The sequence below is a fragment of the Gluconacetobacter tumulicola genome, assembly GCF_014174215.1.
Taxonomy (GTDB): domain Bacteria; phylum Pseudomonadota; class Alphaproteobacteria; order Acetobacterales; family Acetobacteraceae; genus Gluconacetobacter; species Gluconacetobacter tumulicola.
Map to the genome: position 1 here is coordinate 1 of NZ_JABEQL010000014.1, position 17,561 is coordinate 17,561.

The 17,561-nt window shown below is 67.4% G+C and carries 12 protein-coding genes and 1 pseudogene; 5 read left to right on the top strand and 8 right to left on the bottom strand.

What is annotated here, in order from left to right:
- Positions 1 to 125 precede the first annotated feature (125 nt).
- A pseudogene (locus HLH29_RS11340) lies at positions 126 to 1,120 on the bottom strand (IS3 family transposase); the annotation flags it as partial.
- Positions 1,121 to 1,629: 509 nt separating this feature from the next.
- On the opposite strand from HLH29_RS11340, the gene HLH29_RS11345 reads away from it, so the two are divergent.
- Complete coding sequence (locus tag HLH29_RS11345; protein ID WP_246374153.1) at positions 1,630 to 1,989, top strand: hypothetical protein; 360 nt, start codon at positions 1,630 to 1,632, stop codon at positions 1,987 to 1,989.
- Positions 1,990 to 2,034: 45 nt separating this feature from the next.
- Here HLH29_RS11345 and HLH29_RS11350 read toward each other — a convergent pair whose 3' ends face one another.
- Positions 2,035 to 3,450, bottom strand: a complete 1,416-nt coding sequence (locus HLH29_RS11350) for a penicillin-binding protein activator (protein WP_246374155.1) — start codon at positions 3,448 to 3,450, stop codon at positions 2,035 to 2,037.
- Here HLH29_RS11350 and rsmI point away from each other — a divergent pair.
- Positions 3,438 to 4,484, top strand: coding sequence for a 16S rRNA (cytidine(1402)-2'-O)-methyltransferase (rsmI, locus tag HLH29_RS11355; protein WP_338030228.1), 1,047 nt, complete (start codon positions 3,438 to 3,440; stop codon positions 4,482 to 4,484). The two genes, HLH29_RS11350 and rsmI, sit on opposite strands and share 13 nt — an antisense overlap.
- Positions 4,485 to 4,524: 40 nt before the next feature.
- Here rsmI and HLH29_RS11360 read toward each other — a convergent pair whose 3' ends face one another.
- Together HLH29_RS11360 and HLH29_RS11365 are read right to left on the bottom strand one after the other, a co-directional pair.
- Entirely contained in the window at positions 4,525 to 5,187 is a 663-nt protein-coding gene (locus tag HLH29_RS11360; RefSeq protein WP_182966857.1) for a LolA family protein, read from the bottom strand.
- Positions 5,188 to 5,307: 120 nt separating this feature from the next.
- Positions 5,308 to 5,970, bottom strand: coding sequence for a pyridoxamine 5'-phosphate oxidase family protein (locus tag HLH29_RS11365; RefSeq protein WP_220791491.1), 663 nt, complete (start codon positions 5,968 to 5,970; stop codon positions 5,308 to 5,310).
- A gap of 109 nt (positions 5,971 to 6,079) precedes the next feature.
- Between HLH29_RS11365 and pdxR the strand changes: the two genes are divergently transcribed.
- Complete coding sequence (gene pdxR / locus HLH29_RS11370; protein ID WP_220791492.1) at positions 6,080 to 7,495, top strand: MocR-like pyridoxine biosynthesis transcription factor PdxR; 1,416 nt, start codon at positions 6,080 to 6,082, stop codon at positions 7,493 to 7,495.
- A gap of 126 nt (positions 7,496 to 7,621) precedes the next feature.
- Here pdxR and mbfA read toward each other — a convergent pair whose 3' ends face one another.
- From mbfA to HLH29_RS11385, 3 genes are all read right to left on the bottom strand, one after another.
- Positions 7,622 to 8,581 (bottom strand): iron exporter MbfA, encoded by a 960-nt coding sequence (gene mbfA / locus HLH29_RS11375; RefSeq protein WP_182966861.1) that lies wholly within the window; start codon positions 8,579 to 8,581, stop codon positions 7,622 to 7,624.
- Between the two features lie 359 nt (positions 8,582 to 8,940).
- Positions 8,941 to 10,353: a glutamate--cysteine ligase gene (locus HLH29_RS11380; RefSeq protein ID WP_182966862.1), complete on the bottom strand. Its 1,413-nt coding sequence runs from the start codon at positions 10,351 to 10,353 to the stop codon at positions 8,941 to 8,943.
- A gap of 75 nt (positions 10,354 to 10,428) precedes the next feature.
- The gene (locus HLH29_RS11385) at positions 10,429 to 11,181 is read right to left on the bottom strand and encodes a 16S rRNA (uracil(1498)-N(3))-methyltransferase (RefSeq protein WP_182966864.1); all 753 of its coding nucleotides are present in this window, start codon (positions 11,179 to 11,181) and stop codon (positions 10,429 to 10,431) included.
- 308 nt (positions 11,182 to 11,489) lie between these two features.
- On the opposite strand from HLH29_RS11385, the gene ubiA reads away from it, so the two are divergent.
- Both ubiA and HLH29_RS11395 read left to right on the top strand, forming a co-directional pair.
- The gene (gene ubiA / locus HLH29_RS11390; protein ID WP_182966866.1) at positions 11,490 to 12,404 is read left to right on the top strand and encodes a 4-hydroxybenzoate octaprenyltransferase; all 915 of its coding nucleotides are present in this window, start codon (positions 11,490 to 11,492) and stop codon (positions 12,402 to 12,404) included.
- Positions 12,401 to 13,051 carry a class I SAM-dependent methyltransferase gene (locus HLH29_RS11395; protein ID WP_182966868.1) on the top strand — a complete coding sequence of 217 codons (651 nt, stop codon included), beginning with the start codon at positions 12,401 to 12,403 and terminating at the stop codon, positions 13,049 to 13,051. The genes ubiA and HLH29_RS11395 overlap by 4 nt, the downstream gene beginning before the upstream one ends.
- Before the next feature lie 218 nt (positions 13,052 to 13,269).
- On the opposite strand, the gene HLH29_RS19895 is transcribed toward HLH29_RS11395, so the two are convergent.
- Complete coding sequence (locus tag HLH29_RS19895) at positions 13,270 to 17,277, bottom strand: GAF domain-containing protein (RefSeq protein ID WP_275944173.1); 4,008 nt, start codon at positions 17,275 to 17,277, stop codon at positions 13,270 to 13,272.
- Positions 17,278 to 17,561 lie beyond the last annotated feature (284 nt).

The following is a 17,561-nucleotide window of genomic DNA, read 5'->3' on the forward strand; positions in this document are numbered from 1 at the left end:
CCGCCCCGCTCAATCATCTCCTCGACGCACACCCAACGCCCAAACCAAGGGTGCCAGGGGTAGAGAACCTCCCGCTCGTCGGTATTATGGGTCTTGCAGAGTAGCGCTCTACAATGCTGTCAGGCGTCGATGACCCTCCGAGCGTGGCCGATATTGCGGAACAGATGTTCGTTGAGGCATTCGTCGCGGAACCGGCCGTTGAAACTCTCGACGAACCCGTTCTGCTGCGGCTTGCCCGGTGCGATATAGTGCCACAGCACCGACCGCTTTTTCTGCCAGGCCAGAATGGCGTTCGAGGTCATCTCGGTGCCGTTGTTGCTGACGATCATCAAGGGAAAACCGCGGATTTCTACGATCCGGTCGAGTTCGCGACCGAGCCGTTCGCCTGACAACGACGTATCTGCCACCAGCGCCAGGCATTCGCGCGTGTAGTCGTCCACTACCGTCAGCACGCGGAACCGCCGTCCGTTGTTCAGCGCGTCCGAGACGAAATCCAGGCTCCAGCGCTGGTTCGGCCCGTCGGGCAGCATCATCGGCGAGCGCGTGCCCAGCGCCCGTTTCCGGCCACCACGCTTGCGGACCGACAGCCCTTCCTCGCGATACAGCCGGAACAGCTTCTTGTGGTTCATCGCCAGCCCCTCCCGGTCGAGCAGGATCTGCAGCCGCCGATAGCCAAATCGCCGTCGCTCCGCAGCCAGTTCGCGCAGCCGCCCGCGCGCTGCGGCATCATCCGGGCGGCATGACACATAGCGCCAGGTCTTCGGATCCATACCGATCAGGTGGCAGGCGCGCCGCTGTGAGTAATCTCGTGCGGTCATCGCCCAGGCCACGGCATCCCGCCGCAAACCAGGCGTCACGAGTTTTTTGCCAGCAATTCCTTCAACGTCGAGACGTCCATCACGCTCTCCGCCAGGAGCCGCTTCAGCTTCGCGTTCTCTTCTTCCAGAGCCTTGAGCCGCCGCGCTTCCGACACCTCCATCCCGCCGTATTTCGACCGCCAGGTGTAGAAGGTCCCATCGCTGATCCCGTGCCTGCGGCACAGATCCGCAGCCGTTGCGCCCGCCTGATGCTCCTTCAGGATCCCGATGATCTGGTCCTGTGTGAAACGTGCTTTCTTCATCGCCTGTCTCCAGTGGACAGACCTTACTTCAAATCGAGGGCATTTCAGGGGGCAAGGTCAGATCGCCTTCGATCCAGCTCCATTGCTCGTCTGTCAGTATCCGTCTGCTCAAGGCTCGCCCTCCATCGGCAACCTTGAATCAGAACTTCAATTCAAAAGGAATCCCTGAATGCAGACAGGACCTAACAGGCTTCATCGCACATCCATGCGGCACCGCCCCGTTCATGGTCAATCGGTGGCAAATTCGTCTCAGAATCGCATCAATCATAGGCAATTCACGCTGCCGATGTGACAAAGCAATGACACACACGATCAATCGCTGATTACGTTATGATCATATGCATCATTTCGTGCCTAAAATTAGGTCTTTTTTGCAACAAATCATTGCTTTTTTGCCACATACCCAAACTTCTGCCTTTTTGGGTGGCGGAACGGATCAGATTCAATTTGGCAATGCCCGGCACCGCGCTCTAGCGTTCCCCTCGCCCCATACTCCGAGGACATGACAGATGCCCGCGACGATGATGACCCTGAAGGCGACCACTCCCTCCACCGACAACGTCGTTCCGCTGCGTGCGAATTTCCTACCCCGCCATCGGGAATATCTGATGCGCTGGCTGGACGCCGGAACCTGCATGGGACTGTGTGACGTCGACATCTCCCCCCGCTCCGGCAACGGCCCGATCGAGCACGTGCTGGTCTGGGTACGCGAGAACGCAGATCCCGCCTATCTGTTGCGTCCCGAAGGCATGAACTGGGTCCTGGTCGACAATCTGCGCGACCATCGGCTGGGCAGCTTCAAGACGTTCGAAGCGGCGCTGTACGCAATCCGCCCCGTCCTGGCCTGCGGCGCGACCGCGGCGGCCTGAACGCCGCCGCCCCTGCCGCCTATATTATCGCCAACCGCCAACCCGTCAGCTCTGTTCCCGCGCCAGGCGCCCAGCCGCGGGACTGACAATCCGCCCACCGCCCGTGGGCTGGATCTGGAAAATCGCCAGATCGCGGCGTGTCTGACCATCCGACGTCAGCCCGAACACGCCATCCACTCCTGAAAACCCGTCCGGACGCGTCAGGGCCTCGACCGTATAACCGTTCGGCCGATCCGCCGGCCGCGCCCGATCCAGCGCCCCGACCAGCGCCGAGGCATCATAGGCCAGGTCGCTCAGCGGCGTCGGCATGGTGTGATAGCGCGCCATATAAAGCTGGACGAAGCGCTGCCGCGCCGCCGGGTCCGGCGCCGCATACCATGCGCCCTGCAACGGCCCCAGCTTGCCGGCAAACGACGCCCACAGCGCCGTCCCCAGAATCCGCACAGGCGGCAGGCCGCCCTTCACCGGCGTCGCCGGCGGAGCGGCCGAGCCATCGGCGGTCGCGGCCGCACCCGGTGCCGGCGGCACGCCGATCACCTGGAACGATTGCAGCGCGTCGATCACCGCCGCCAGTTGCAGCCCGGTATCGGCCAGCAGCAGCGCATCGAAGGGCGGCGGCCCCGGTCGCGACGGCGCGGGCACCGGCTGCGCCTGCTGCACCGCCCCGCCCACCGGATCGACCGCCGCCGCCACATCGGGCGGCAGCGAGGCCTGGGCGGCAGGCTGTGCCGCGCTCATACGCGCATCGTAATTGGACAGGGTCTTCAACCCCTGGGTGATGCTGGCGGGGCTGTCGGTATGATAGACGATCTGGGGCGCGGCCAGGCCCCGCGCCGCGCAATTCTGTACCAGCGCACGTCCCATCGCCCGGCCCAGCGCCGTCCCGGGCAGGAAGGCGGCAAAATGCTGCCGCCCCTCGGCCTGCGCCGCCGCCACCATCCGCGCGACCTGCTGCTCCGGCGCGATCCCCAGCGCCCACACGCCGGGCCGGCCAACCGACACATCGCTGGTAAAGGCCAGCATCGGCACCGGGCCCGTCGTGGAAACAGAAGCCGCCTGCATGGTCTCGGCGGCGGTCAGCGGCCCCAGGATCACGCCATCGCCGGCCGCCAGGGCCGCCTGCGCCGCGGCTCCCGCGCCACCGGCGGCGGCCGTGTCCCGAATATCCAGCGGCGGGGCCGTGGGGCTGCCCAGCGCCATCCGCGTCGCCGACAGCATCGCCTGGCCCAGCCGCGCATTGCCACCACTCAGCGGCAGCAGCACGCCGACCGTGCGTCCCGGCACCACCGCCGCCGGTGCCGCCGGGGTCACCGTCGCCGCCGGACCGCCCCCCTCGGGGCCGGCACAGGCGGCCAGTCCGGCCAATGACGCCGCCAGCAGCAGTCCGGCCTTGCCAGAGAGGCCATGACGGGCTGAATCTGCAGGCCGTTTCTGCATCCGGGTTGCGAATGACCGATTCATCTTCCTCGTCCCTGCCTTTCCACGCACCCCATGAAGCGGTGTCCTCCAGACCTGCGCCATCTTCCCATAGCGGAGCCGACCCCGCCCGTCATGCCCCCGGCCCGGACGACACCGTCCCACCGGCCGAAGACCCCACCGAAGACGAGGACGCTCTCGCCCCCGCCGGCCATCCCGGCGGGGGCGTCCTGACCCTCGTCTCCACGCCCATCGGCAATCTCGGCGATTTCAGCGACCGCGCGGCCGCAACCCTGGCGGAAGCCGACCTGATCCTGTGCGAGGACACCCGCACCAGCGCGCGCCTGCTGACCGCGCGCGGCATCACCACCCGCACCGAGCCCCTGCACGACCATAACGAACAGCACCGCATTCCCGCCCTGATCGCTCAACTGGAACGCGGCCGCCGCATCGCCATCATTTCCGACGCCGGCACACCACTTCTCTCCGACCCCGGCTTCCGTCTGGCGCGGGCCGCGATCGCGGCCGATATCACGCTGACGGCGGTGCCCGGCCCCAACGCCGCCATCACGGCGCTGACCCTGTCGGGCCTGCCGCCGCACCCGTTCATGTTCTCGGGTTTCCTGCCGCCGCGCACGGCGGCCCGGCGCGAGGTCCTGGGCAGGCTGCGCGCGGCCGAGCAGGCCGGCCTGTCCGCCACCCTGATCTGGCACGAGGCCCCGCACCGGCTGGCCGAGATGCTGGCCGACCTGGCCGACATCTTCGGCACCGACCGCCCCGCCGCCGTGGCGCGCGAACTGACAAAACGGTTCGAGGAAGTGCGGCGCGGCCCGGTGGGCACGCTCGCCGCCTGGTACACCGACAATCGGGCGCGGGGCGAAATCACCGTCCTGCTGGGCCCGCCGGCCGAGGATGACAGCGGCGCCGACGATCTGGACGACCGTCTGCGCGCGGCGCTGGCCACCCTGTCGGTCAAGGATGCGGCTTCCCTGGTCGCGGGCGCGATCAACCTGCCCCGCCGCACGGTCTATGCCCGCGCGCTGGAACTGGCCCGGCAGACCGACGACCCGCACCGCTAGCGCCTGCCCGTCGGCGGAAGGGCCACCCGGCACGCCCCGCCTATTGGTCACCAATATTCGTATCGAACAGCCCGTCCGGCATCGGGCCGCCCCCCAGGCGGACATTGAACAGATCGACCTGCGTCGCCTGCCCCTGCGCGTCCACCACGCTCCACGAGCGCAGCGACAATGGATTGTCATGGAACACCAGTGTCAGGCTCCCGTCTCCCGGCGAGGCCGTCCGCACCAGCGTGACCTGCACCAACCCGTTGGCATGCGTAAAGGCCGTAACGGTCACATCGCCCGACAGTTGCAGGCCGGGGCGCAGCAGCAACCCCAGAGGAGTCTTGTCCAGCGGCAGGGTCGTGGTCTGGCCCAGCTGGCTGTCGTTGAAGACCACCTGCCCATGATTGGCCACCAGCAGCAGCGGGCTGGGCTTGTCATATTCAAAGCGCATCCGCCCCGGCCGGTTCAGCCATGCGGTGCCCGTGGCGCGCTTGCCGTCCGGCGCCAGTTGCTGGAACTGCGCCTCCAGCGTCGTGATGCCGTCCAGATAGGTCTGGATACGCTGCACCCAGCCCCGATCGGCGGGCGAAAGCGTCGCCGCCACCGTCGTCTGGGCACGCGGTGACGCCACGGGCAGGCAGCCCATGGCCACCAGCCCGCCCAGCAGGCAGGTCGCGATACGGGTCGATAAAGGGGGCAGGCGGTTCGGTCGCGTCATGGTATCCGGTCGATGGCAGCACATTGGCCGCCCGAACGCCCCGTCAGGGCGCCGGTTCGGTCCCACTTCGTTGCCCGATCATTCCGGCAAGATCAAGGCGCTGCCCCCGATGCACCCGCCCTATCGCAGCCGCCCCGACGCCACCAGCGCCGCCAGCCCCTCCGGCACGGGCATGTCCGCCGGCAGTTCCGGCGCCGGGCACGGCGCATCCAGCACGGTGCGGATCGGAATCACGCCGGCCCAGATCGGATAATCGCCCTCCGCCCCATCGCCCGGCGGCGCGTCGCGTACCTTCACGCTGGCCTCCTCGATATCCATCCACAACACGGCGGTCGCCTTGCGTTCCTGATCGGTCATCGGCCGCAGCGTCTCCCACCGGCCGGGAAAGAAATCCTCGATCATGTCGCGCAGCGCGGCGGCAATCGCCTCCTCCCCCTCCAGCAGATTGGCGGTGCCGAACACCATGGCCGAGCGATAATTGACTGAATGGCTGAAGGCCGAGCGCGCCATCACATACCCGTCCATCTGGCTGCATGTCAGGCACACAGGCGTCCCCCGCGCCGCGCGCAGAAACCGGCTGGCCGCCGAGCCATGCCAATAGACCCGGTCTCCCACCCGCCATTGCAGCGTCGGCGTCACATAGGGCGCGCCATCGATCACATAGCCCACATGGCACAAGGGCGAGGCATCCAGCACGGCATACACATCCGCCCGCGCGTGGCTGCCGCGCTCATGGGCGCGCCGCACCCGGCTGCGTTCGGTCACGGGGTAGGACTCGGTCATCACAGGCTCCTGTTGTCGCCCACCGACGCTGGACGGAAAACGGTCTGGCGCTAACATCCAGTTCTTCCATTTCCATCAGACCAGTTGAGCCCCCCAGTTGAGCCCCACCGTGACCGACGCAACCCGTCCTCCGCCGCCCGCCTGGCTGGTCCTCACCCCCGAATCCGGCCCGCTGGAAAGCCAGATCCACCGCGCAATCCGCGAACGGGTCCTGGCCGGGCAGCTCGCCGCCGGCGACCGCCTGCCCTCCAGCCGCGCCCTCGCCCGCGCGCTCGGCGTGGCGCGCTCCACCATCGTGCTGGCCTATGACCGGCTACGCGCCGAGGGCTTCCTGGACGCCCGCGCCGGGTCCGCCACCCGCGTCGCATCCCTGCCCGCCCCGCCGCTCCACGGGCACAACGCCCCGCCGCCATCCCCTGCCTCCGGCTCGCCGGATATCGTGCCCGACGCCCTGCGCCCCGGCCTGCCCGATCTCGCATCCTTCCCGCATGCCGCATGGGCCCGGTGCCTCGGCGTCCGCGCCCGCGCCGGCCGGCTGATCGACCTGGGCTACGGGGGCCGCGCCGCCGGCGCCCCGGAACTGCGCACCGCCATCCTCTCCCATGTCCGGGCCACACGCGGCGTCGTCGCCACGCCCGATCAGGTCGTCATCGTCCCGTCGATCCGCACCGCCGTCGAAGCCATCGCCCGCATCGTCCTTTCCGCCGCCGCCGACCCCGTCGCCTGGGTCGAGGAACCGGGCTACATTCCCATCCACACTATTCTGAAAACCGCCGGCGCCCGGCTGGTGCCCCTCCCCTGCGACAATGACGGCATGGACGTCACCCACGCGCCCGGCCCGCCCCCGCGCCTGATCTGCGTCACCCCCTCGCACCAGTACCCGACCGGCGCGGATATGAGCCTGCGCCGCCGCCTGGCCGTACTCGCCCACGCCCACGCCAGCGGCGCCGTGGTGCTGGAAGACGATTACGACAGCGAATTCCAGTACGACACCCGCCCGGTCGCCGCCCTGCAAGGCATCGACCGCACCGGATCGATCGCCTATCTGGGCACGTTCTCCAAAATCCTCGCCCCTGGCCTGCGCGTCGCCTACGCCGTGCTGCCGCCCCGACTGGTCGCCCCCGTCACCGATTTCCTGTCCGGACGCGGCATCGCGGTGCCGATCCACCTCCAGCTCGCCCTCGCCGATTTCATCACCGACGGCCATCTGCGCGCCCACATCCGGCGCATGAACACGCTCTACGCCGAGCGCATGGCAGGCGCCGTCGCCGCCCTGCACCGCCATTGCGCCACTGTGCTGATCCCCGGCCCCGGCACCGGCGGCCTGCAACTGGCCGCCCGCTTCACCGACCCCACGCGCAACGACCGCACCATCGCCCGCCGCCTATGGTCGCAAGGGCTCGGGGTCCGCCCGCTCTCGGACTACCATCTGGGCCCCGCCCAGCCCGGCCTGCTGCTGGGCATCGCCTCCGCCACGCCGGAGGCCATGGATCGCGCGGCGCGGGTGATTCGCGCGTGTCTGTAGATGTTCTTTTTTGAAAAAAAGAACCAAAAAACTTTTGATTCGTTCAGGAGTTTTTTGCTGGGGCACACGACGCCCCAAACGAATAAAAGTCTTTTTGCTTCTTTTTCTTCAGAAAAAGAAGAACCCCTATCCCGCCGATCCGATCAAGATCCCGGCCGCAAACACCAACGCCCCACCAAAGACAATCTGCACCACCGCCGAACCGAACGGCGTATCCTGATACCGCCACCGCACCCAGGAAATCAGCAGCAACTCGACCACCACCACCACCATGGCCACACTCATGGCCAGCGGAAACCGATCGATCAGGAACGGCACGGTATGGCCGATCCCCCCGGCCGTGGTCATCAGCCCGCAGATCAACCCGCGCAGCAGCGGCGCCCCGCGCCCCGACAATTTGCCGTCATCCGACAGCGCCTCGGCAAACCCCATCGAAATCCCGGCCCCGACCGACGCCGCGATCCCGACCAGAAAAGCCTCCCATGGCCGGTGCGAAGCAAAAGCCGCCGCAAACACCGGCGCCAACGTGGAGACCGACCCATCCATCAGCCCCACCAGACCGGGCTGGATCACCTGCAACACGAAGCGCCGCCGCGCGTCCTCGTCCTCATCCTCGCGCTTGCTGGCCGGCAGGCGGTTCAGCGCGATCTCGCCCGCCGTCTGCTCGTGCCGGTCCTCGGCCACAGCCAGATCGCCCAGCAGCTTGCGCGTGGCGGCATCGGTCGTGCGCAACGCCGCCTGCCGATAGAAGCGCGCCGCATCCATCTCCATCTGCCGCGCATAGTCGCGCACGGCCTCGATCCCCAGCCCCTGCACCTGCCAGGCCGGCCGGCGAACCATGACCCCCGCGATATCCTGCCTGCGAATCAGCGGAATATGCTGGCCGAACCGCCCCACATACAGGTCGATCAGGTCGCGCCGATGCTCGTTCTCCTCATGCACCATGTCCGTAAAAATCATGGCCGTATCAGGATATTTTTCACGAATAGCATAGGCGAAATCAGCATAGATCCGCGCGTCTTCCTCCTCGTTCGAAATCGCGAGGGCAAGGATTTCCTGGTCGTTCAGCGTCGTGAATTTGCGCATGGCCACTATATGCCGGAACCCTCCGGTCTCGCACAAGATGTTTCGATATCGTGAGAATTAGTCGCGTTATCGACTACAAAGAAACAAACACCATCAGCACGTCTCTCCACGAAGAGCCTGGCCGGACATGCGGGCTGGTGAGCAAGAACGCCGCAAAGCAGCGCCCCCGGGCGCGCACCGCCAATCAGCCGCGAAGAGCCTGGCCGGAAATGTGGGCTGGTGAGCGAGAGCGGCCCCAGCGGGGCCGCGCCCGTCGTGTGGTTCCGAGCATCGGAGCGGAGCGGCCTTGTGGGCCGTGAGCACCGAAGCACAGGAAACGCGCGTCGGATCGCCGCCAGCGCGCATTTACGGTCAGGCTCTCAGACGGCGGCTTCGGCGAAGATCCTGGTCACATCACCCTGCCACACGCCATGATACCGCTCCAGCCAATACTCGGCCTGGGTCGGCGCGCCGGTCACGATCGCCTGCAACGGGGCCAGCAGATGGCTCTCATCCCGCCCGTTATTATCCGTCACCGCGCGCGCCCGCAGCCCGTCGGTCGCAATCGCCACCATGCGGGCGGCCAGATCGCGCGCCGTCCCACCGGCCCACGGCGCATCCAGCCCCTGGCGCGGCACGGCGGCACGCAGCGCCACATAGTCCGCCCAGCCCTGCTCGCGCACCAGCGCGTCGGCGGCCGTCAGCGCCGCATCGTCATACAGCAGCCCGACCCACAAGGCGGACTGCGCCAGCATCATCTCCGGCGACCCGGCATCCGCGCCGCGCATTTCCAGGAAGCGCTTCAGCCGCACGTCGGTAAAGGCGGTGGTCAGATGGTCTTCGAAATCGCCGACGGTCGGCACCAGCCCCTCCAGCCCGTCCTGCCGTTCGCCCTTCATCCAGGCGCGAAACGACCGCCCGGCCACATCCAGGATCTGCCCGTCGCGGACGATGAAATACATCGGCACGTCCAGCAGCCATTCCACATAGGCCTCGAACCCGAAGGACGGATCGAAGAAGGCCAGCGGCATGCCCGACCGCACATTGTCGGTATCGGTCCACACATGGGCGCGGTTGGAGAGCAGCCCGTTCGGCTTCCCCTCATAGAAGGGCGAATTGGCGAACAGCGCGGTCGCCACCGGCTGCAATGCCAGCGACACGCGCAGCTTGCGCAGCATGTCGGTCTCGGAGGCGAAATCCAGATTGACCTGCACGGTGCAGGTCCGCGTCATCATGTCCAGCCCCAGCGTGCCGACCTTGGGCATGTAGTTGCGCATGATCGCATAGCGGCTCTTGGGCATCCACGGCATGTCCGCGCGGCGCGCCAGCGGGTGGAAGCCCAGCGGCGCAAAGCCGATGCCCAGCGAGCGTGTAATGGGGCGGATCGCCTCGAAATGCCGGGCCATCTCGTGGCCCGTATCATGCAGGCTGGCCAGCGGCGCGCCCGACAGTTCGAACTGCCCGGCCGGCTCCAGCGACACCGACCCGCCGCGTTCGGAGCCGATTCCCTTCAGCCCGATCAGCCTGCCCTTGTCCTCGATCGCTTCCCATCTGCCCCCGCCATCCTGGCGGTTCAGGTCGGTCAGGATCTCGCCAATCCCGTCGGGCGCATAGGGCGGCGGCATCCAGGGCGCACGCTCGGGCCCGGCGGCAGCCGGCAGGACAAAACCGAATTTCTCATGCTCGGTGCCGATGCGCCACCGTTCGCGTGGCTTGCCCCCATCCGCCAGCAACCCGGCCAGTTGGCCGATCGATTCAATAGGGGTAATATCTTGCTCGCCGGGGTTCGACATCGTTTCTGAACAAGCCTTCAAACACAGAACGGATCGACGGATGGGTCCGTCGCAGCCATGCGACCGACCGGTCGGTCAGCGGGAATCTGCACCAGACGCGCGCCGGAAGCCAGCCCCCATCAGGGACAGGCCACATGCGGCGGCCGTATCCGCCCGCAGGATCAGTTTTCCCAGCGTGATCATCCTGATAAACGGCCGCGCACGCAACATCCGCCGCTCGGCATCGGAAAAGCCGCCCTCGGGGCCCACCAGCAGCCCGTCCCCGTCGGCAACGATGTCGATCTCCCCCACCCCGTCATCCGGCCCGCTGCGCTCGGCCGCCACAAACAGGGTGCGCGCGGCCGGCCACACCGCCAGATGCTCGGGCAGGCGCGCCGGTTCGCCGATCGCCGGCACATCCAGCCGCTCGCATTGTTCCGCCGCCTCGATGGCAATCGCTTCCAGCCGCGCGACATTCACCCGATGGGTATTGGTGCGCTCGGTCAGCACGGGCAGAAAGCGCGTCACCCCCAGCTCGGTGCCCATGCGCACCACCATGTCGGTGGCATCGCGCTTCAGCGGCGCGAACAGCAGCACCGGCCCACAGGCCGGTTCCGGCGCGCGACGGCGATGCAGCAGCCGCACCTGCGCGCGGTCGCGCCGCACCGCCACCAGGCTGGCCAGCCACTCCCCGTCCCGGGCATTGAACAGCGCGACTTCCGCCCCCGGCGCCATCCGCATCACGGTGCCGAGATAATGGGCCTGCCCCGGCTCCAGATCGCGCACCGCATCCGCCTCCATCGGCGGCCGGCCGGCCGGATCGGCGAACAGGCGGGGACAATCCTTCATGACGACATCACCTCCGACCCGCCGGCAACGCGCCCTCCCGCGTCCGGCCCTTGACCACATCCATCCCGCGCCCCATCACACGCGGGCACGAGAGGCTGTTTCAAAAGCCCCGCTGGTGAGCGGAAGCGCGGCGTCAGCCACGCGTCTGGCGGTGGTTTTCGAGCATCGGAGCGGAGCGGCCTTGTGGACCGTGAGCACCGAAGCGCAGGAAACCGCCGTCAGGCCACCGCCAGCGGGGCTTTTGAAACAGCCTCTCAGCTGCACCCGATGCCTTTATTGTGCCCGTGTGTCCAGACGGAGACCCCAGCGTGACCCCGCTCCCCCATACCGACATCCGGACCACAGGCTGGATCAGCCACCTGCCGGCAGCCCTGCGCCCCTATGCGCTGCTGGCCCGGCTGGACCGCCCCATCGGCACCTGGCTGCTGTTCCTGCCCGGCCTGTGGGGCATCCTGCTGCCCGGCGGGGTGGAGGCCGGGCAGCGCCTGCGGCTGGCATTGCTGTTCGCCGTCGGCAGCGTGGTGATGCGGTCGGCCGGCTGCGTGGTCAACGATATGTGGGATCGCGATATCGACCGCATGGTGGCACGTACGGCCGGCCGCCCGCTGGCCTCGGGCGCGCTGCGCATGCGCCAGGCCGCCTGGTTCCTCGCCCTGCTGCTGGCGATCGGGCTGATCATCCTGCTCCAGCTCAATCCGCTGTGCCGCGTGCTGGGCGTGGGGTCGCTGCTGCTGGTGGGGCTGTATCCGCTGGCCAAGCGCTTCACCTGGTGGCCCCAGCTCGTCATGGGCTTCACCTTCGGCTTCGGCGCCCCGATGGGCTACGCGGCGGCGGCCGGGCGCATCGACGCCGCCTGGGCGGCACTCTACGCCGCCACCATCCTGTGGCAGCTCGGCTTCGACACGATCTACGGCTTCCAGGATATGGAGGACGACGCGCGCATCGGCGTCAAATCGACCTCGCGCCTGTGGGCGGGCCAGCCCCGGCTGTTCGTCGGCACGTGCTACGCGCTGGCGGTGCTGGCCCTGCTGCTGGCCGGCTGGCTGGCCGGCTGCACCATCGGCTTCTGGGTGGCGATGGTGCTGCCTTCCATCGCGCTGGGCTGGCAGGTCACGCATCTCGACAGCACCGATCCGCGCCGCTGCCTGATGCTGTTCCGCTTCAACCGCGAGACCGGGCTGGCGGTCGCCCTGGCCATCCTGGCCGGGCTTACCGGCCGATGAGCACCCTCCCCGACCCCGAATCCTTCATCCTCGCCAACACCAGCCCCGCCCATGCCCCGCTGGTGCCCGAGATCACGCTGCACCTCGCTACCGAGATCACCCCGATCTGGCAGGCCAGCGAGGACTGGCTGACCCAGCAGGGTATGGAACCACCCTTCTGGGCCTTCGCCTGGCCGGGCGGCCAACTGCTGGCCCGCCATATCCTGGACAATCCCGCCCTGGTCGCCGGGCGCCGGGTGCTGGATTTCGCGGCCGGCTGCGGCATCGCCGCCATCGCCTGCGCGCAGGCCGGCGCCAGCATGGTGGAGGCCGCCGAAATCGACCCACTGGCCGTCGCCGCCATCACGCTCAACGCCCGCGCCAACGGCGTGGCGGTCACCGCCACCGGCGCGGACCTGGTCGGCACCACGCCACGCTGGGACCTGATCCTGTGCGGCGATGTCTGCTACGAAAACCCGATGACCGAGCATATCCTGCCCTGGCTGCGCGACGCCGCGCGCACCGCCGAGGTCTGGATCGCCGATCCCGGCCGCGCCTACCTGCCCCGCGCCGGCCTGCATCCCATTATCACCCGCGACGTCCCCACCACCCGCGAACTCGAAGATCGGGATACCAGACGCACCACCCTCTACCGCATCACCCTCTGAGCCTGCCTGGGAATGCGCGCTGGCGGCGATCCGACGCGCGTTTCCTGCGCGTCGGTGCTCACGGCCTTCAAGGCCGCTCTGCTCCGATGCTCAAAAACACGCGTCGGATCGCCGCCCGTTCCGGTCCGCTCTCGCTCACCAGCCCACATTTCCAGACAGGCTCCGATCAGGAATACGCGCCGATGACGCTCCGACGCGCATTCCCCGCCTGAATGGCGTCAGCCGCGCCCGGCATTGACCACGCGCTCCACCAGCCAGTCCCGCAGATCCCGGGCCACCTCCTCCGACACGGGACCCGCCGCCAGGATGCGGTACCATCCCGCGGCATCACCGTCATTCCGGCCGCGCTCTTCCAGCCATCGCATCAGCGGCCCATCCTCGAAATGAAACCCGCCCTGCGGCGGATCGCCGCGCGTGGCCGTCCACAGACAGGCCAGCGCGCCCAGATCGCTATGGATGCCGCTTTCCTGCTCCCGCGCCTGGCCCGAACAGGTGCGATACCAGTCCAGGAAGTCATCGGGGGGCATCGGCCGGGCAATGCCGAATCCCTGCCCGTAGCGGCAGCCCAGATGACGCATGGCCTCGATCATGTCGGCGTCTTCCAGCCCCTCCACCACCACCTGGCTGTGCATGTCGTTGCCCATTTCCTGCAGCGAGCGAATAACGCTGAAAATCTGCAAGGGCACGTCGCGAATATAATGTAACAGGCCCCGGTCGACCTTGATGCAGTCGAACGGCGTCGCAGACAGCCGCATCAGGTTGCTATGCCCCGACCCGAGATCGTCGATGGCCACCAGCACACCCATCGAACGGAAATTCTGCAGGACCGCCCCCTGCCCGCCCGGATCGAGGTCCTGCGTTTCCAGGACTTCCAGCGTCAACCGGCCGGCGGCAATGTCGTGGCATTTCAGCATGTCGTCGACCACGCGCAGGATATTGGCGTTCGACAGGCAGGACGGCGGCAGATTGATCGACATCCCGGTGGAAAGACCCTTCCCGTCCCACGATTGCAGCCATTCCAGGCTCTGCTCAAGCCCCATCTGGAACAGCCGGTCGAGTTCGTCATGCCCCAGCAGCGTCAGGAAGGTCGCGGGCGAAAGGATCGCGCCGTCGGCATCCTTCAGCCTGGCCAGCGCCTCGACCTTCAGCACCTGGCCCGTGTACAAATCGACGATGGGCTGCATGAACATGCGCAACCCCCCGGAGAACAGGCGCTCGCGCAGGCGGGACGAACGCTCGTCGGACATGCCCTGCCCGTTCTGCCACAGCGTTTCCCATGTCGTCTGCAATCCGCCGGCAAATTCCCGCATGCTGGTGGATTCGAACTGGTTGGGGCAGGCCCCGAACAGGGTCAGCACCAGCGCCGTGGTCCCGTCCCGACGCCGGATCGGCACGCTCAGGGACGAATGGATTCGCAAATCCACCATCAGCGTATGCCAGGGCGCCATGCCCCCATCCAGTTCGATGGAGGGGCAGGTCTGCCGTTTGCCCGTGCGCCAGGCCTGGGCACCGACAAAGCCGCCATGGGGCGATCCGGCGGCAATCACGGGCCGCACCTCGCCGCGCAGCAGCGCCTCGTCCAGCGCCGCGGCGCACGGCCCCGCCACCGATTGCGCGACCAGCTCCCCTTGCCCGTTGGGGCGGACCAGAAAAGCGGCCTGGATACCGGGCAATTTCCCCAGGCCGGCCAGCGCCTCGGCACTGACCGGGCCCCACGCGCCGCTGGGCATGCCGTCGGATACGGAAGCGGCATAGGCCTTGTGCACGCCCTGCCCGATCAGACGCCGCATCCTGCGATCGTCCCGATAGCGGGCCTCGATGATCTGCTGCACCCGATAGCGGTCGTCGCTGCCGATGCCGTGGGCCGCCATGTCCGCCAGCAGCAGGCGCAGATAGCCACTCTGCTCCGCGACGAAGATGGCCTGCTCGACACCGAACAGCGCATACATGACGCCCAACGTGCGCGCGGTCACAAGCACGTCCTTCCGGGTGGTCGCAGGGGCGGCCAGAAACTCCAGATGCCTCGCCTCGCGCTCATTCAGGCGGTCACGCTGTTCCGACGTCAGACGGGCCAGCACGGCCGCACCGCCGCTTTTCTGCCAGATCGCCGGGATCGCACCCTTGCGAACCCTCTCCCCGATCCGCGCGGTGGCCCCGACCGCGGGCGCCATGAACTCCGCGGCCGCCACCCCATAAGGGGAAATGGGGAACAGATCCGCGCCGTCATCGTCCAGATCCTGCGCTTCCTCGACGGCGGCTGCGAAATGCCAGTTGCCCTCGCGCTTACCCTTGCCCTGCTTGGCCTGGTACATCGCATTGTCGGCCTGACGCAGCAATGCCTCCGGCTTGTCGCCATCCTGCGGAAAAAGCGCGACCCCCATGGCAAGGCCCACCCTGGCGGTGTTCCCGTCATCCAGGACGAACGGCTCCGCCACGACCGAGGACAGGCTGTCCAGCGCCGCCTCGACCTGCTCGTTCGCCATGTCCGTATCGAGGTTTTCCAGAACGACCACGAACTCGTCGCCCCCCAGCCGGGCAACATAGCCATTCTCGCGCAGCGCCTCCCACAACCGCCGGCTCAGTTCGGTCAGCACCTTGTCGCCGGCAGCATGACCGTATGTGTCGTTGACGGATTTGAACCCGTCCAGATCCATCAGCCCGACCGCCATGGACGTGCCGCGCTCGCGGGCCCGTTCCTGCGCCTTGGGCAGATACTCATCCAGCGCCAGCCGGTTGGGCAGCGCGGTCAGCGCGTCGCGCCGGGCACGCCGTGCCTCCTCCTGCCGCAATTTTTCCATAGTGCTGCTGGCATCCAGCCGGTCCAGATTCTGCCCCAGCAAATCCGCCACCCGCCGGCACAGCGTAATACTCTTCTCGTCGAAACCGTCGGCCCGCTGCGTCGTGAAGGCCAGCACGGCCCAGATCTGCCCGCCCCGCATCACCGGCACCGACAGCACGCCGCGCCACCCGCGCTCCATCAACTGCCGATAGCCCGGGATTCCGGCAAGGTCGGTCGCCGGATCGTTCGTAAAGACCAGCTCCCCGCTCCGCCAGGCCCGCACCGTCATCGGCACGGCGGTGGCATTGGTGTCGACCCGCCAGTTCAACCCGGCGACCTGGTCCGCGCCCTTGCCCGCCTGGGCCCGCACACACATCCGGCCCGACGGATCGGGCTGCATCAGCCAGACGGCGCTGAACACTGTATTGTCGACCAGCGCCTCGCACACCGCACGGCATTTTTCCGCCTCGTCCTCGGCGGCGAGCATGGCGGACACGCCATTGATCAGCGCGCGATACAGGCGCTGCGCCTCCTCACGCTCGGTCACGTCCTCGATGGTCCACACCGAATCCTTACCCGGCGGATCGTCCAGCATCACGGCGGACAGATCAGCGATCACATCATGCCCGTCCGGCCGGGCCAGATGCACACCGGACAGCTTGGCCCGGCCGCTGGCGCGCAGTTGCGCCTGCGCCTGCGCCAGTTGCACACCATGGTCCCTGCCGGCCAGGAGCGTATCCGCCGGGACATTGTGCAGATCGCTCGGCGCGCAGCCCGCAAGGGTGGCAGCAAAGGCGTTCGCGCGCTGGATACGCATGTCGCGCACCAGCACGATCCCCACCTGCGACCGGTCGAGCAGCGCCACCTTCGACCGCCGGTCGTCATACATCCTCAACCCGCGCGAAACGCTGGCCGCCGCGTCCAGCAGGATGGTCCTGATCGCGGGGTCGAACGCGTCCTCCCGCCTGTCATACACGCCGAACACAGCCCAGACCCTGCCGGCGCGCCACAGCGGCATCACTGCGCAGGAGCGCACGCCCAGCGCATGCATGCCCGCCTGCCAGGGCAGCAGATCGTCCTCACGCGCGATATCGGCACAAAAGACCGCCTGCCCGTCCTGCCAGACGCGCCCGGCAGGGCCGTGCCGCGCCGGCCTGTCCGGCGCGGCCGAAAAGGCGGGATCGTGCAGTTGCGCAACCGGCCCGCTGCACGCCAGCAACTGGAAATCCCCTGCCTCGTCCGGCCGGGCGACGAAGGCGGCGCGCAGGCGCGCGTTTCGGGTCGCGGCCTCGCACACCGCGTCCAGCAGCGCGCTTTCGCCCAGGGCGGGATCGAGCGCCATGCCGACACGTGCCAGAAACACGTTGAATCGATTCAGCCGGTGCAACCGCCGGAACCGCTTGCGCACAAGCTGGCGCTGCCCGCCTTCGCTCCTCCCCCCGTCCATCGCGGCCTCCGCCAGCGAGGTGAGGCGTCGGGAGGCAGGCAACAGAGAGCGCGGCAAACGCATCAGATAACCCCAGCCACCGGATTAGAGAGAAACGTCTACTATAGCATTGGCTAAAAAATAAGCCCTGCACTAGGATTATATTTGTAATTTTATCGAGTAAAAGAATTATTTCTCATAAACATAAATACTCCTCAATTTTCTATAAAAATAATAGGAATATAAATTATTTTCAAAAGAAATTATTCCCATTCCGTCAGACATAAACTAAATAGAATTCTTTT